This window comes from Psychroflexus montanilacus (genome assembly GCF_020164535.1).
Taxonomy (GTDB): Bacteria; Bacteroidota; Bacteroidia; order Flavobacteriales; family Flavobacteriaceae; genus Psychroflexus; species Psychroflexus montanilacus.
Genome location: NZ_JAIQZC010000002.1, coordinates 96,361 through 111,092 on the forward strand (window position 1 = coordinate 96,361; position 14,732 = coordinate 111,092).

The following is a 14,732-nucleotide window of genomic DNA, read 5'->3' on the forward strand; positions in this document are numbered from 1 at the left end:
TAACTATTTTTATTTTAATCCTATTTTTGAGGCATGATTAGAATTTTTTTATTCCTTATTTTCTCTATCAATTTTTGCTTTAGCCAACAAACCAAAAAAGTTGACTTTTTGGAAATGAACGCTCAGGTTGAAATTGACACATTAAATTACACCGTGAATGGAAAGGTTCAAATTAAATTTAAAGCGCTTCAGAATATAGATTCTGTTTATCTAGATGGTGTCAATATGAGCATCACCCCCATAGAAAATAGTCCTTATAAAATCGTAGAAGACAATAACAAAGTCTGGATCACCAGCAATTTTAAAAAAAACAATGAATACACTGCTGAGTTTTCTTACGAATGTGAACCTAAGCAAACGGTTTATTTTGTTGGATTTAGCTCAGATATAAAAGAATACGATTCGCAAGTTTGGACCCAGGGACAGGGCAAATATACTTCGCATTGGCTACCGAGTTTGGATGACATGAATGATAAGATGATTTTTAATATCACTTATTTAGCTCCAAAAAATTACGAAGTTGTCGCCAATGGCAAGCTTTCGCGAACGCGATCTCGACTCAATCATAAATCCTGGAAGTTCGAGATGAAACGACCTATGAGCAGCTATCTCGTCGCTTTTGCTATGGGTAACTTCAGAGGAACGACTACCAAAAGTGAAAATGGCACTCCTCTTCAGTTATATCTTGAAACCAGACATACAGATAAAGTGAGTTCCACCTATAAGCATCATAACGAAATCTTTAATTTTCTCGAAAACAAAATCAATGTAAAATATCCCTGGCAAAATTTCAAGCAGGTAGCTGTGAGGGATTTCTTGTATGCTGGGATGGAAAATACCACGCTTAACACGTTTTCTGAAGAATTTGTAGTGGATGAAATTGGAGTAAATGACAAGAGTTTTGTGAACGTACAGGCACATGAGCTGGCCCACCAGTGGTTTGGAAATTTGGTGACCGAGACCTCATCCAAACACCATTGGTTACATGAAGGTTTTGCGACCTTTTATGCTTTGGAAGCGGAAAGAAAGATTTTTGGAGAGGATTATTATTTTTTTAAAATCTACAAAACTGCTGAAGAACTGAAGACACTTAGTGATACTGGAAAAGGACAGGTTTTGGTAAAAACAGGGGGTAGCTCACTTACCTATTATGAGAAAGGAGCCTGGGCGCTGATCATTTTGAGAGATATCGTAGGTGATGAAGTTTTCGACAAGGCGGTAGAGAACTATCTGACCAAACATGCCTATAAAAATGTGAATACTGAAGACTTCATAAGCGAAGTAGAATCTGAATACGGGCAGTCGCTTGTTGATTATAAAAACAGATGGCTGCATCAAAAAGCATTTCAATCTAGAGAAACGCTTCGATTTCTGAAGAAAAATGAGTTTGTCCAGGATTATATGAAATTGGCAGCCTATAGAGAAACCCGCTTAACCTTGAAAGAAGAACTAATAGATGAATCTCTGGACTTCCCTGTAAATGAATATATAGGCCAGGAAGCCGTTTACCAGTTAAACAATGAAAACCTAGAGTTGTCTCTTCCTTTGTATAAAAAAGCCCTCAAAACCAATAATTTGTACGTTAGACAAGCAGTAGCCACTTCGCTAACTTCTGTACCTAAAGCACTAAAGTCTGAATACGAAAGCTTGCTGGAGGATAAATCCTATAACACTATTGAAAATGCCTTATTGCATTTATGGATGTCATTTCCTGAAGATAAACACCGTTATCTGGACTTAACTCAAGATGTGATTGGATTTCAGGATAAAAATGTGAGGTTATTATGGTTGACACTTAATCTGGCTACTCCAGATTATCAACCTAAAAAAAAGCCCGAAGTATTTAAAGAACTCAGCCAACATACCAGTTCTGGATATCCTTACCAGGTGAGACGACATGCCTTTGGGTATTTGTACCAAATCGATACCTTCACTCAAGATAATTATAAAGACTTGATGCAAGGCGTATTTCATCCTGTGTGGCAGTTTCAAAAGTTCTGCAGAGAATTACTGGATACACTCATGAAATCAGATCGACATAAATCTGCACTTCTCAAATTAACCGATGGTTTCTCAACCAAGGAAAAAACTTTTTTTAATAACAGGTATTAAAAAAGCTTTTTGATCTCACTTTTCACGTATGCGATTCCTGTATCGCTTGGAGAAGACTTTTCAAGCAGATCTGTCAAAATAACTTCTCTCAGTTTTTGAGCATTGGTGATTTTATCACTCATACTGGTGCGGCGAATGAGAGAAATAGTTGAATTTTTTGAAGCTTTAATCGCATCCCAGCACTGCTGACTCACATAAACCTGCTGCACAAGATTGTGTTCAAACTCCTGCTCTATAGAAGCGATAAGCAGATTTTCGTAGTCGTATTTATTATCACCAACGGGTTTCACTCGTGATAAAAGCTGTCCGGGAGAAATTCGTTCTAGAAAGAGAACCAGGCGCTCAAAAGCCTGAAGTCTAAGCGGTAACACTTCACTCCTATTCTCTTTTCTCAAGGCCAGGTATTGCATTTCCTTCTGGTGTTCTATATACGTTTTGAAAAAGTAAAACCCAATAAATCCGGCAATGACCGCAGGCAAAAGGTAGGCCAGGTAATTCAATATTTCAGTGAGAGACTCCATTTCTTAGTTTTGATTCAAATATAATTATTATGGTGAACTAAAAGATTTATAGGATTAAATTTACTAAGGATAAGACAAAGAATGCTTTCAAATTCACTAATTTTGAATTGACTGTAATAATCTAAAACCTATCAACTCTTGCAGAATTATATTGAACAACTGAATGAAGCTCAGCGTGAAGCCGTTCTACAGAAAGACGGCCCTATGATTGTGATTGCCGGCGCTGGATCTGGAAAAACGAGAGTACTCACTTATAGAATTGCTTACCTGATGAGCGAAGGTGTAGATTCCTTCAATATTTTGGCCCTTACCTTCACCAATAAGGCTGCAAGGGAGATGAAACACAGGATTTCTGAAATTGTAGGTCCTGAAGCTAAAAACTTATGGATGGGGACTTTTCACTCTGTTTTTGCCAAGATATTGAGGTTTGAAGGCGATAAGCTGGGATATCCTTCCAATTTTACGATTTATGACTCTAATGACTCGCAGCAGCTCATCAGAACCATCATCAAAGAAAAAAATCTGGATAAGGACATTTATAAATACAAGCAGATTCAATCCCGAATTTCTTCTTTCAAAAACAGTTTAATCACTGTAAAAGCCTATCAGCAAAATCCAGAATTGCAGGAAGCAGATGCGATGGCCAAACGTCCGCGAATGGGCGAAATCTATCAGGAATACGTGGACCGATGTTTTAAGTCTGGTGCGATGGATTTTGACGATTTACTTTTAAGAACCAATGAGCTTCTTACGCGTTTTCCAGATGTACTGGCCAAATATCAGCAGAAATTTAAATACATCTTAGTCGATGAGTACCAGGATACCAACCATTCCCAATATTTGATCGTAAGGGCTTTGAGCGATAGATTTCAAAACATCTGTGTGGTTGGAGATGATGCCCAGAGTATTTATGCCTTTCGCGGAGCAAACATCAATAATATTTTGAATTTTCAAAAGGACTATGATGATGTGAAATCGTACCGATTGGAACAGAATTATAGATCCACTAAAAATATTGTGGAAGCGGCCAACTCTATCATTGAAAAAAATAAAACCAAACTGGATAAAGTGGTTTGGACTCAGAATACAGATGGCTCCAAGATTCATGTTAACCGATTGGTGAATGACGCCGAAGAAGGTCGATTTGTGGCCAGTTCGGTTACAGAAAAGCGCATGCAGGAAGGTGCCAAAAATGGAGATTTTGCAGTCTTGTATAGAACCAATGCCCAAAGTAGGGCGATAGAAGATGCGTTGCGTAGAAAAGATATTCCGTATAGGATTTATGGAGGACTATCCTTTTATCAACGTAAAGAAATAAAAGATGTTCTCGCCTACTTGCGACTCATTATTAATCCAAAAGACGAAGAATCTTTAAAACGCGTCATCAATTATCCATCTCGTGGAATTGGTCAGACCACCATCGATAAATTAACACTAGCCGCCAATCACTACAAGCGCACTATTTTTGAAATTATCGAAAATATTGAAAAGCTGGATCTCAAAATCAATAGAGGAACTCAGACCAAACTGACCAATTTTGTGAATATGATTAAGAGTTTTCAAATTCAAAATGAAAATTTGAACGCCTTAGAAATCACAGAAATTGTTTCCAAAAAAACAGGCTTACTTCAGGAATTCAAGAAAGACGGTACTCCAGAAGGTATTGCAAGAATTGAAAATATCGAGGAACTCTTAAATGGTATCAGTGATTTTGTGGAAGGCCAAAAAGAACTAGTTGAAGCAACGGGTTCACTTTCAGAATTTATGGAAGATGTGGCCCTGGCAACAGATCTTGATAAAGAAACTGCGGACGAAGACCGTGTAGCACTTATGACGATTCACCTGGCCAAAGGACTTGAATTTCCTTACGTGTATATCGTAGGACTTGAAGAAGACCTTTTTCCTTCTGCCATGAGCATGAACACCAGATCTGAGCTGGAGGAAGAACGCCGTTTGTTTTACGTGGCTTTAACCAGAGCAGAAAAAGAAGCCTACCTCACTTACGTTCTTTCCAGATACCGCTGGGGAAAGTTAATCGATGCAGAGCCCAGCCGATTCATTGAAGAAATCGATGATCAGTATTTGGATTACATGATCCCAAAAGATGATTATAGATACAAATCTTTAATCGACAAAGACATTTTTGATGAAGTTGATAAGAGTAAATTGAGGCAAACCAAACCTACGAATGGAACTCCTCCGCCTAGTCATAAACCTACCGAACAGCAATTAAGGCGACTCAGGAAAGTGAAGCCAGAAGGAGACGAACTTCCCGCAAAAAAAGCCAAACCTATCCAACTGGATGAAGGACAAATTGTAGAACATACCCGTTTTGGAAAAGGAGAAGTTTTGAAAGTAGAAGGTGCAGGTATGGATAAAAAAGCAGCCATTAAGTTTGAAAATGGAGGCGTCAAAAACCTTATCCTTAAATTTGCCAAACTTAAAATAATCTCCTAATGCTATCTGTCACCAAACTTATTGTTGCTTTGCTATCACTATTCAGTATTGCACTGCTGAGTTTGACTTTCTTTATTGACCAAGATTCGGAATTAAATAGATTAATTCATTATTATGATTTTGGCCTATGTATGGTATTTCTTTATGATTTTTTTGTTCAACTCTACAAGAGAAAGAAACGCTGGAGGTACTTCTATACTTATGGCTGGCTGGATTTACTTTCTTCCATCCCTGTTGTAGATCAGTTTAGATATATACGCGTGTTAAGGATTGTTAGAATATTGAGAATCGTAAAATCATTTAATATTCTGTATAATTTTATTATTTCAAATAAAAAAGCCAGTTTGTATGGACTTATTGTCTTCACCTCTACGGTTATTTTGATATTGAGCTCCTCTGTAGTTTTATATATTGAAAAAGATGTAGGAAATATAAAAACTGCGGAAGACGCCTTATGGTGGAGTTATATTACAATTACTACTGTTGGTTACGGAGACCACTATCCTGTTACAAATATGGGGCGACTCGTAGCAAGTGTGCTAATATTAAATGGCATTGCGATTTTTGGAGCCATCGTTTCCTACATCAATGACAGGGTAAATACAATCAAAAGAAAATCATCCATTGGTGAATGAATATTTTGTAAATTAGGGTTTCTTAAAACGTGAACTTATGGCAGAACTTATCAGACTTTACGAAGAAAATCCTTCAGAAAAAGAAATCAAACGCATTGCAAAAGTTTTAAAGGACGGAGGCTTGGTTATTTATCCCACAGACACCGTTTATGGACTAGGCTGTGATATTAACAATACTAAAGCTTTAGAAAAAATTGCACGTATAAAAGGAGTGAAACTAGAAAAAGCTAATTTCTCCTTTGTTTGCCAGGACCTTAGTAATCTTTCTGAGTATGTTGCTCAGCTTGATTCTGCAACTTTCAAAATTTTAAAAAGAAATTTACCCGGGCCTTATACTTTTATTCTTCCAGGAAATAATAATCTACCCACTGTTTTCAAGAAGAAGAAAACTGTGGGGATAAGAGTTCCGGACAACAAGATTGCCCAAATGCTGGTGGAACATCTTGGCAATCCAATCATTTCTACTTCCATCAAAGATGATGACGATGTCGTAGAATACACTACCGATCCAGAACTTATCCTGGAGAAATGGGACAAACTTGTAGACATCGTTATAGATGCAGGCTATGGAGACAATACAGCTTCCACTGTCATTGACCTTACGCAGGCAGAACCAGAACTCATAAGACAAGGCAAAGGCTCTGCAGATATTTAATAAAAACAAAAACGGCAACTTAAATGAGTTGCCGTTTTTTCATTCAGTAAAAATCAAAATTATTTTGTAGGCTTATCTACAAAAGGTCTTTCGTCACGATTGGCGACTTCCCAGGCTGTAAAAAATACCAGTTTAGCACGTTTTTCTAACAAATCATATTCGATTTTATCTGGAGTGTCGGTAGGTTTGTGATAATCTTCATGAACCCCGTTGAAGTAAAAAATAATAGGAATATCAAACTTCGCGAAATTATAATGATCACTTCTATAGTAAAAGCGATTAGGATCATTCTCATCGTTGTAAGTATAGTCCAGATCTAGATTCACATAATTTGAATTGGCAGCTTCAGAAATCTCATGTAAATCGGTGCTCAATTTATCACTACCAATTAAGTAAACATAGTTAGGTTTATCTTTATGAGCATCATCTATACGACCAATCATATCAATATTCAAGTTAGCCACCGTATTTTCCAGGGGATAAATAGGATTTTCAGAATAGTATTTCGAGCCTAAAAGTCCTTTTTCTTCAGCAGTCACATGAAGAAAAACCACAGAACGTTTTGGACGGTAGCCTTCAGAAACCGCTTTTTGAAAGGCTTCTGCAATTTCCATAATCGCAACAGTTCCAGAACCATCATCATCGGCGCCATTATAAATGGCTCCATCCTCACCAATACCTACGTGATCATAATGAGACGTAATGACCAGATATTCTTCCGGTAACTCACTTCCCTTGATGATAGAAATTACATTCTCGCTGGAAGGAAACCTACCGTTGAAGTATGAAGAATCGATAGTTTGGAAGTATGGCTCCTCCTCCATGGATCCACCCTGGATGTTTAGACTATTGTAGTAGTCTTTTAAGTATTGAGCTGCCTTTTTCTGGCCTTCCATGCCTGTGTCTCTACCTTCAAACTCGTCCGAAGAGAATGTATAAAGGTAGTCACTCAATTCTGAAGACGTAATCGATTTCGCAAAGCGAATGGGATCAACTTCTGTAATGTCTTTTTTTTGGGTTTTGCAACTAGCGAGAGCCAAGGTCAAAACCAGAGGTAATATTATTTTTTTCATGTGTTTGTTGTTTGCTGCTAAAATAGCAGGAAAACTTTTGACTTTCATACAAACCAGTTGAAAAATCTCTATTGAATTTGTGTAGAACAGTATTTCATTGCAGGTGATGCATTGCTTAATGCATTAAGTTGGCTTAATTATCCAGTCTGTATCCATCATCAACTGAAGGTTTTAAGTAAACTTGAAAGTTGGAAGTACAGCTCATATCGAAGGTTGGGCTCAACTGCCACCCAAAGTGTTGTGGGCAAGCTGCTCGACCTGACATCTGGATACAAATCCTAAAAACACCGAAAGCGAAAAAATTCAATAGAAATAAATTCAAAAAAACTTAGACCAATAATTTTGAGAAACCAAAAAGCTTAGTATATTTGCAACCGCTAAAGAAATCCGTGCAAATGGATTCTGGAGAAATGGCAGAGTGGTCGAATGCGGCAGTCTTGAAAACTGTTGAGGGTCACACCTCCGGGGGTTCGAATCCCTCTTTCTCCGCTGGAAGACCTACAAAAGGCACTAAAAACCCTGTAAATCGTTGATTTACAGGGTTTTTCATTTAATCCCATTTTATTTAATATCAATTATAGGCATAATAAAAGGGGCAAATTCGGTGGACTTTTTAAATTTAAAAAAGGGTCCACCAGAAGAACATAAAACTCTGTATATTAATCACTTAAACTTATTTTTGAGATAATATTATTTAGTATATTGGTGGACCTTTTAACTAAAAAAATATGTCACTATTTCTTTCACTCCTCTTTTTTATTAAAAAAAGTAAAACTAACTCCTTAGGAAAAGCTAGTATTTTTCTAAGAATAACTCTCGAAGGCAAACGCTCTGAATTCAGTATTCATCGAAAAGTTGATGTTAGTAGATGGAACTCAAAATCTCAACTTGTGCTTGGTAATTCTCCTGAGGCTAAAGAAATTAATAAACATCTGAATGTTTTGAGGAACAAAGTTTACACCATTCAACAAAATTTTGAACGCAATAACGAATCATATTCAGCTATAGACCTTAGAAACTTACTTCAAGGAAAAAACAAAAGTCAGAAAATGCTACTTGAGATTTTTCAAGAACATAATGATCAAGTTGATAGTCTAATTGGAAAAGATTTTGCAGCGGGGACAGCTGAGCGTTACCGCACATGTAAAAAGCATGTAGAAGCCTTTATAAAAACCAAATACAAAAAAAATGATATTCCTGTTCAGCAAGTAGATCATAAATTCATCACAGGATTAGAATATTATCTAAAATCAACTCGTAGGTGCGCTCATAACTCAGCGATCAAGTATATCACCAATTTTAAAAAAATCATTCGAATAGCTCATGCTAATGACTGGATAGACAAAGACCCTTTCCTCAATTGGAAAGGAAAATTGAAAATTGTGGATCGTGAGTTTCTGAATGAAGAAGAAATTCAGAAGATTATTGAGCTTGATTTAAAAATGGAACGACTTGATCAAGTAAGGGATATTTTTATTTTTTGCTGTTTTACTGGCCTTGCTTATGCTGATGTTAAAAAATTAAATCGAAACGATATTATTTCAGAGTCTGATACTGAAGAATGGATAAAGACAAAGAGATCAAAAACTGATATAAGAAGTAATATTCCTATTTTACCTATTGCAAAAAAAATTATTGAAAAATATGAAGATAATGATCTCTTAAAAGAAAAGGGATTAGTTTTACCTGTTTTGAGTAACCAAAAAATGAATGCTTACATTAAAGAAATTGCTACTCTAGCAGGCATAACAAAGAATCTTACTTTTCATTTGGCAAGACACACCTTTGCTACGACAGTTACACTAACCAATGGCGTGCCTATTGAGTCAGTGAGTAAAATGTTAGGACACACAAATTTGAAAACAACCCAGCATTATGCTAAAATTTTAGATATGAAAGTAAGTAGGGATATGAAAATTCTAAGAGAGAAGTTCAAATAATATTTTACAACATATTGATAAATATTCGATATAAACTTTATGTAAAATTCACCAAGCCAAATAATGGCTAGCTACGAAAAATTTTAAATTTTTTCAAAATTATTTTTTGAAAATTTAATTGCAGCCATTTTCCAATGTTTGATTTTTGGATCGACTTCAATTTGAAAGTTTTTAGATTTTAAGAAAGCATAAAATTTAATTCCTTCTATTTTTGGCCAATTATTTTTATTAAAAAAATTAATGACAGCCTGTTCATTTTTTGGCTTTGTCAGTTTTTTTAGTTTTAAATTATTTGTTTTAAAGAATGTACCATTTTTTGGCCTGGTTATAAGATACTGTTGGTCATTTTTTGATACGGTAGGGTTCATTACTTGTCCAGTACTTGTACCAGATTTGGACATGTTGATCCTTGACCCCCTTCTAGGACTATAAGATGGATAATATTCCAAATATCCCCACTTATCAAGATCACGGATATGATTATGATAAGTGGTCTTTGATTTAAATTTTGACATTTCCATAATTTCACTACGGTTTATCGTGATCATCTTTTTAAAAAACGAACGGTTCCATTTCTGAAAAAGTGCCATGTATAAAGCAATGTGACCTTGTCTTATACGGTGGTCATTATTAAAATGCTCTAGTATAGCATTTAAATGAAGTATATAATTAATCTTGCTCATTAGTTTTTTAAATATTTCCTCAAATCGACTTTCTATAATTACAGTTATCAGTGTACGGATCTTAGTAGATTTTCAGACATAAATGGCGTTTATACTAGAGCTTTAATCGATTCAAATATTTTACTTAGCATCACTGATCGAACAACTCTAAACACAGAAAGTTTTATCATTTTCAATGCCTTGATTGTATTTAAGAGACCATAAATTTTCAATTGAAAATAAAACTTAAGATTAAATTATTTAAGAATAAATATGCTTAGCAAAAGGAAGTTAACTATTTATAGTTAACTGTATATCAATTATTTACAAAACTATTAAAATTCATTTTTAATAGTTCAATTTGCAATAATTTGGTATATTATTTTAATCAAATTATATAGAAATTTAGTTTTAACCTTACTTCTTTTTATTTAGTATTGGATATTAAGTCATAAATTAATTTTTTTTATAAAACATAGCAAAATGATACAAGTTGAGATATTGTTTAAACTTGACCACAAACTTCTTATTGTTCCGTTTCCTATTTTGTATCCATATAATAATTTTAAATAAGTATTATTTTTTTAAAAAAACTTATCACCTTTTTAGATACACAATTTAAAATAATGCAGAAAACTAAGCATAGCTCCTGAAGAGACTTGATAGTCATATCAATTTAGGTTAAGCTCAGCCCATTCCCTTGTATTCCGCTAAAGCTCCATGTCAGGGAAATAGCTTCACTTAGGGTCTTGGACCTATCTGTTGTTTTGCTTCCTTCATGACGCTAACCTAACCGTCCCAAAACCTGGGGACTGGTTGGGACGCTTCATTTCATTACAAAAAACAGATAAGTCCGCTTCACACCAGCGCTTTGATGTTCTTAACCAGATGTTCGATGAGGACTTCTTCTGGCCTCACTTGAACATCTCTAAACATCCAAGCGCTGGCTGACCCATTTTAAGGGGTTGATAATGGATCAAGCCTTCTTTGTTTTCCGGGTCATCGAAAAACAGGTAGCGCATAACCCATTCTATGTTTATCCCTCTTATTCACCTCGCTTAACTTATCTGTACGCTCTGCTCTTAAGTGGTCTAAAAAGAATGGCTAAGGCGCTTATGGAACTTGTCAAGGCTATACGAGTTTTAGTCCACAAATAAGGTTTCTACTTCCTCGAAAACCATCCTGCCTTTGGTCAGGCTGGTTTTTCCACGTCGCAGACACTCCTGATTTATTTCCTAAAAGCCTTGACAAAACCCACTTGACCCATTGTGCTATGCACGGAAGAAAAGAACAAACACCCCTTAAAATTTAATCTGTTTTAAATGGATAGTTTTCTTAATATCTAAATAGGAATTGTAAAAAATGATCTGATAAACAAATAGAAATAATTACTTATTTTCAAGCAATAGGTTAGAGACAAACCCTATTGTTCCTTAGCTTTAGAATCAAATCCAGAAAATAAAATATAATGAATAATAATGAAAAAAGTAATGTGGTTAATGAAGTACTAACTGCCAACTCTGAATACGCCAATAATTTTGGTGAAAAAGCAAATCTTCCAATGCCTCCAGGTAGAAAGTTTTCTATCCTTACTTGCATGGATGCTCGTCTTGATCCAGCAAAATATGCTGGTTTAGCTGAAGGGGATGCACACGTTATTCGTAATGCTGGTGGAAGAGCAACAGATGATGCTATTCGTTCACTCGTAATATCATACAAGTTATTAGGTACACGTGAGTGGTTTGTTATTCATCATACAGATTGTGGGATGCTAACCTTCACCAATGAAATTATGGGTGATTTGCTATCTCAAAGCCTTAAACCTGCAAGAGTAGATGAAAACGGATGGCATGACACCAATACTAAAGAAGGAACAAACGAAGGACGATTCATTAACTGGCTCACCATTAGCGATAACGAAAAAAGTGTTGTAGAGGACGTACAACGCATTCGTGGCAATGCTATGGTGCCCAATGACATTGCCATTTATGGATATATTTTCGATTGCAGCACAGGAAAGCTTAACGAAGTCAAACTAGCTAGTGAGGCAGAAAAACCTAGCGACTAGTTGAGTTATTACAAGTTTTAAAAGTCATTGTCAAAAGAGAGACTACAACATCAGATGTTGAAATCTCTCTTTTTGTTTAAATAAATATTTTTCCAACCCTATCAAACTAAGTACTTTAATTTACACCTGATAAACTTTTTAATCACAATCAAAAGTTTTCTGTTTGTAGGTTCTGATTATATAATGCAAGAAATACCAATGTTATTAACTCATTAAAAGAAGTAGAAAAAAAGAAAAAATCAATCTACTTCGATATAAGATTCAGTTCTAAATCAAAATTCGACAAGTTGACAAAAATGATTTAAACAAAAGGAGAAAACGAATAAACAGTTTTATTAACTTTCTTACTAAGAAGCAGTACATTTGTGGAGCAATAAATGTGAAAAAAATAGAATGAATTTAACAATTGAAAACATACTATTAGTTGGTTCCCTATTACTTCTTGTAAGCATTATAGCAGGTAAGACTTCTTATAAGTTTGGAGTTCCAACTTTGTTACTGTTTTTAGTAATTGGAATGCTGGCGGGTTCTGACGGTGTCATAGGTATTCGTTTTGACGACCCAAAGCTTGCTCAATTCATAGGAATTGTTTCACTCAACTTTATATTGTTTTCAGGTGGTCTTGATACCAATTGGACATCTGTAAAACCTATACTTCGAGAAGGAATTGCTCTATCAACATTTGGTGTATTATTGACAGCAATTTCTCTTGGTAGTTTTGTATGGTTTGTTACTGACTTCACAATTTACGAAAGCCTATTACTAGGCTCTATTGTCTCATCAACTGACGCTGCCGCTGTATTCTCAATTTTACGCTCAAAAAGCCTTGCTCTAAAAAATAATCTTAGACCTACTTTAGAGTTGGAAAGTGGAAGTAATGATCCAATGGCATATGTGCTGACTATTGCATTTTTAACATTAGTACTTAACCAAGACCAAAGTTTTACATCTATAATTCCTTTATTTTTTCAACAAATGATTTTGGGTGGTATTGCAGGTTTTGGCTTTGGAATGCTCAGTAAATTAATAATTAACAAAATAAAACTTGACTTTGAAGGACTTTATCCTGTTTTAGTTATCGCTCTTATGTTCATTACATTTTCTGCTACTGATTTCTTAGGGGGAAATGGGTTTCTAGCCATTTATATTTGTGCGGTCTACCTTGGCAATCAGAATCTAATACACAAAAAAACCATTTTAAAAATGTTTGATGGATTGGCTTGGTTAATGCAAATTGTCCTATTCCTCACCTTAGGCTTACTCGTTTTTCCTTCCCAAGTCATTCCATATATAGGGGTTGGACTACTCATTTCGTTATTCTTGATAGTTATTGCAAGGCCTTTAGGTGTGTTCCTTAGTCTAATATTTTTTAAAATGAAATTAAGAAGACGATTTTACATCTCATGGGTTGGTTTACGTGGCGCTGTCCCTATTGTGTTTGCGACTTACCCTCTTCTAGCGGGTATTGATAAAGCAAATATGATTTTTAGTATTGTGTTTTTTGTCTCAGTCTCATCCGTATTAATTCAAGGAACTACGCTTTCTATCGTTGCAAAGTGGCTAAATGTTGCATTACCTGAGCAAGCAAAGAAATTAACAGCAACAGATTTACTATTATCAGAAAATCCTAAAGCTGAAATGAAAGAAATTTTAATAACTTCAGACTGTTTTGCAGTAAATAGAAAAGTAGTAGAATTAAGCTTTCCAAAAAATGCAATTATAGCTATGATTAAAAGAGATGATAGCTATATAACTCCAAATGGTTCAACAATAATTGAAGAAAAAGACACACTTATTGTTCTTGCTGACAGACCTAGCATTTTTGATGAAGTTTACAAAACACTTAAAATGTAAAAAGGATGACAGACCAAAATTTACAAATTTATATTATAGTATTTATACTTGTTTCTACTTGGTTATTATTTTTTTGGAAACAATTCAGAAAAATCACTCAAATATCCAACTCTACATCTAAAGTTAATAATGCTATAAAATACAATCGGTTAAAAAGAGTCAGTAATTATTTTTGGCTAATTTTTTCTGTTTTCGGTTTAATGGCAATTATTTATTCATTGTTCCCTGGCTTATATTTTTTATTCTTACCTCTTGACAAATTTCATCATCCAATAATAAATTCAATTGGTTTGCTTATTTTGAAAATAGCTATCATATGGATTGTAATCGCCCAAATACATATAGACAAGGAACTTTATAAATACTCAAAAAATATCGAAAGTCTGTCAGCAATGGAGTTGTTAAGGTATTCAGAGCGTATGCTAATATCAGGAATGTTGGTGCTTTTTATTGGCTTTTTAACAACAATCACCAATATAATAGGATTTTTACTCGTTGCATTGGGGATTTTTATTTACTTCAAATTATTTCATTTAATCCCAAAGCGTAAGCTTTAAAATTAAACCGATTATAAAACTACTTTTGTAAAGTGAAAAATAGTGTCAGAATTTTAGGCGTTGTAATCTTAACAGCAATCTATTGCTTTATGGCTACTGCTGTATCCAATCCGCCCGTAATTTATGGCTATGAAAATCATCAGAAAACTAATCAAGAACAGTATCTCGCCGTAATTTCAATCGACTTTTTTTGCCACA

11 protein-coding genes, 1 tRNA gene and 1 pseudogene are annotated in these 14,732 nt (G+C 34.9%); 10 read left to right on the forward strand and 3 right to left on the reverse strand.

What is annotated here, in order from left to right; genetic code table 11:
* Positions 1–33 precede the first annotated feature (33 nt).
* Positions 34–2,112, forward strand: coding sequence for a M1 family metallopeptidase (locus tag LB454_RS07215; protein WP_224463972.1), 2,079 nt, complete (start codon positions 34–36; stop codon positions 2,110–2,112).
* Here LB454_RS07215 and LB454_RS07220 read toward each other — a convergent pair.
* Entirely contained in the window at positions 2,109–2,633 is a 525-nt protein-coding gene (locus LB454_RS07220; protein WP_224463973.1) for a DUF7935 family protein, read from the reverse strand. The genes LB454_RS07215 and LB454_RS07220 overlap by 4 nt on opposite strands.
* Before the next feature lie 138 nt (positions 2,634–2,771).
* On the opposite strand from LB454_RS07220, the gene LB454_RS07225 reads away from it, so the two are divergent.
* From LB454_RS07225 to LB454_RS07235, 3 genes are read left to right on the forward strand one after another with little or no spacing between them, the layout of a single operon-like run.
* A complete protein-coding gene (locus LB454_RS07225; RefSeq protein ID WP_224463974.1) occupies positions 2,772–5,090 on the forward strand; it encodes an ATP-dependent helicase in 2,319 nt (772 codons plus the stop codon).
* A complete protein-coding gene (locus LB454_RS07230) occupies positions 5,090–5,725 on the forward strand; it encodes a potassium channel family protein (protein ID WP_224463975.1) in 636 nt (211 codons plus the stop codon). The genes LB454_RS07225 and LB454_RS07230 overlap by 1 nt, the downstream gene beginning before the upstream one ends.
* A 37-nt stretch (positions 5,726–5,762) precedes the next feature.
* On the forward strand, positions 5,763–6,380 hold the full coding sequence (locus tag LB454_RS07235; protein WP_224463976.1) for an L-threonylcarbamoyladenylate synthase: 618 nt from the start codon (positions 5,763–5,765) through the stop codon (positions 6,378–6,380).
* Between the two features lie 59 nt (positions 6,381–6,439).
* Here LB454_RS07235 and LB454_RS07240 read toward each other — a convergent pair whose 3' ends face one another.
* A complete protein-coding gene (locus tag LB454_RS07240; protein WP_224463977.1) occupies positions 6,440–7,453 on the reverse strand; it encodes a M20/M25/M40 family metallo-hydrolase in 1,014 nt (337 codons plus the stop codon).
* A gap of 404 nt (positions 7,454–7,857) precedes the next feature.
* Between LB454_RS07240 and LB454_RS07245 the strand changes: the two genes are divergently transcribed.
* From LB454_RS07245 to LB454_RS07250, 3 genes and pseudogenes are all read left to right on the forward strand, one after another.
* Positions 7,858–7,942, forward strand: a tRNA-Ser gene (locus LB454_RS07245).
* 239 nt (positions 7,943–8,181) lie between these two features.
* Positions 8,182–8,445: pseudogene (locus LB454_RS14145) on the forward strand (Arm DNA-binding domain-containing protein); the annotation flags it as partial.
* 57 nt (positions 8,446–8,502) lie between these two features.
* Positions 8,503–9,393 carry a site-specific integrase gene (locus tag LB454_RS07250; RefSeq protein WP_322962847.1) on the forward strand — a complete coding sequence of 297 codons (891 nt, stop codon included), beginning with the start codon at positions 8,503–8,505 and terminating at the stop codon, positions 9,391–9,393.
* A gap of 83 nt (positions 9,394–9,476) precedes the next feature.
* On the opposite strand, the gene LB454_RS07255 is transcribed toward LB454_RS07250, so the two are convergent.
* The gene (locus LB454_RS07255; protein ID WP_224463979.1) at positions 9,477–10,076 is read right to left on the reverse strand and encodes a hypothetical protein; all 600 of its coding nucleotides are present in this window, start codon (positions 10,074–10,076) and stop codon (positions 9,477–9,479) included.
* Between the two features lie 1,471 nt (positions 10,077–11,547).
* On the opposite strand from LB454_RS07255, the gene LB454_RS07260 reads away from it, so the two are divergent.
* The 3 genes from LB454_RS07260 to LB454_RS07270 all read left to right on the forward strand — a co-directional run bounded on the left by LB454_RS07260 (position 11,548) and on the right by LB454_RS07270 (position 14,534).
* Positions 11,548–12,123 (forward strand): beta-class carbonic anhydrase, encoded by a 576-nt coding sequence (locus tag LB454_RS07260; RefSeq protein ID WP_224463980.1) that lies wholly within the window; start codon positions 11,548–11,550, stop codon positions 12,121–12,123.
* A gap of 393 nt (positions 12,124–12,516) precedes the next feature.
* Positions 12,517–13,977 carry a potassium/proton antiporter gene (locus LB454_RS07265; RefSeq protein ID WP_224463982.1) on the forward strand — a complete coding sequence of 487 codons (1,461 nt, stop codon included), beginning with the start codon at positions 12,517–12,519 and terminating at the stop codon, positions 13,975–13,977.
* Between the two features lie 5 nt (positions 13,978–13,982).
* Positions 13,983–14,534: a hypothetical protein gene (locus tag LB454_RS07270; RefSeq protein ID WP_224463983.1), complete on the forward strand. Its 552-nt coding sequence runs from the start codon at positions 13,983–13,985 to the stop codon at positions 14,532–14,534.
* Positions 14,535–14,732: the final 198 nt, after the last annotated feature.

Bases quoted from the DNA above. Each gene is read 5' to 3' on its own strand.
- LB454_RS07215 (WP_224463972.1), top strand. From the start codon at position 34: ATGATTAGAATTTTTTTATTCCTTATTTTCTCTATCAATTTTTGCTTT.
- LB454_RS07220 (WP_224463973.1), bottom strand. From the start codon at position 2,633: ATGGAGTCTCTCACTGAAATATTGAATTACCTGGCCTACCTTTTGCCT.
- LB454_RS07230 (WP_224463975.1), top strand. From the start codon at position 5,090: ATGCTATCTGTCACCAAACTTATTGTTGCTTTGCTATCACTATTCAGT.
- LB454_RS07235 (WP_224463976.1), top strand. From the start codon at position 5,763: ATGGCAGAACTTATCAGACTTTACGAAGAAAATCCTTCAGAAAAAGAA.
- LB454_RS07240 (WP_224463977.1), bottom strand. From the start codon at position 7,453: ATGAAAAAAATAATATTACCTCTGGTTTTGACCTTGGCTCTCGCTAGT.
- LB454_RS07250 (WP_322962847.1), top strand. From the start codon at position 8,503: ATGCTACTTGAGATTTTTCAAGAACATAATGATCAAGTTGATAGTCTA.
- LB454_RS07255 (WP_224463979.1), bottom strand. From the start codon at position 10,076: ATGAGCAAGATTAATTATATACTTCATTTAAATGCTATACTAGAGCAT.
- LB454_RS07265 (WP_224463982.1), top strand. From the start codon at position 12,517: ATGAATTTAACAATTGAAAACATACTATTAGTTGGTTCCCTATTACTT.
- LB454_RS07270 (WP_224463983.1), top strand. From the start codon at position 13,983: ATGACAGACCAAAATTTACAAATTTATATTATAGTATTTATACTTGTT.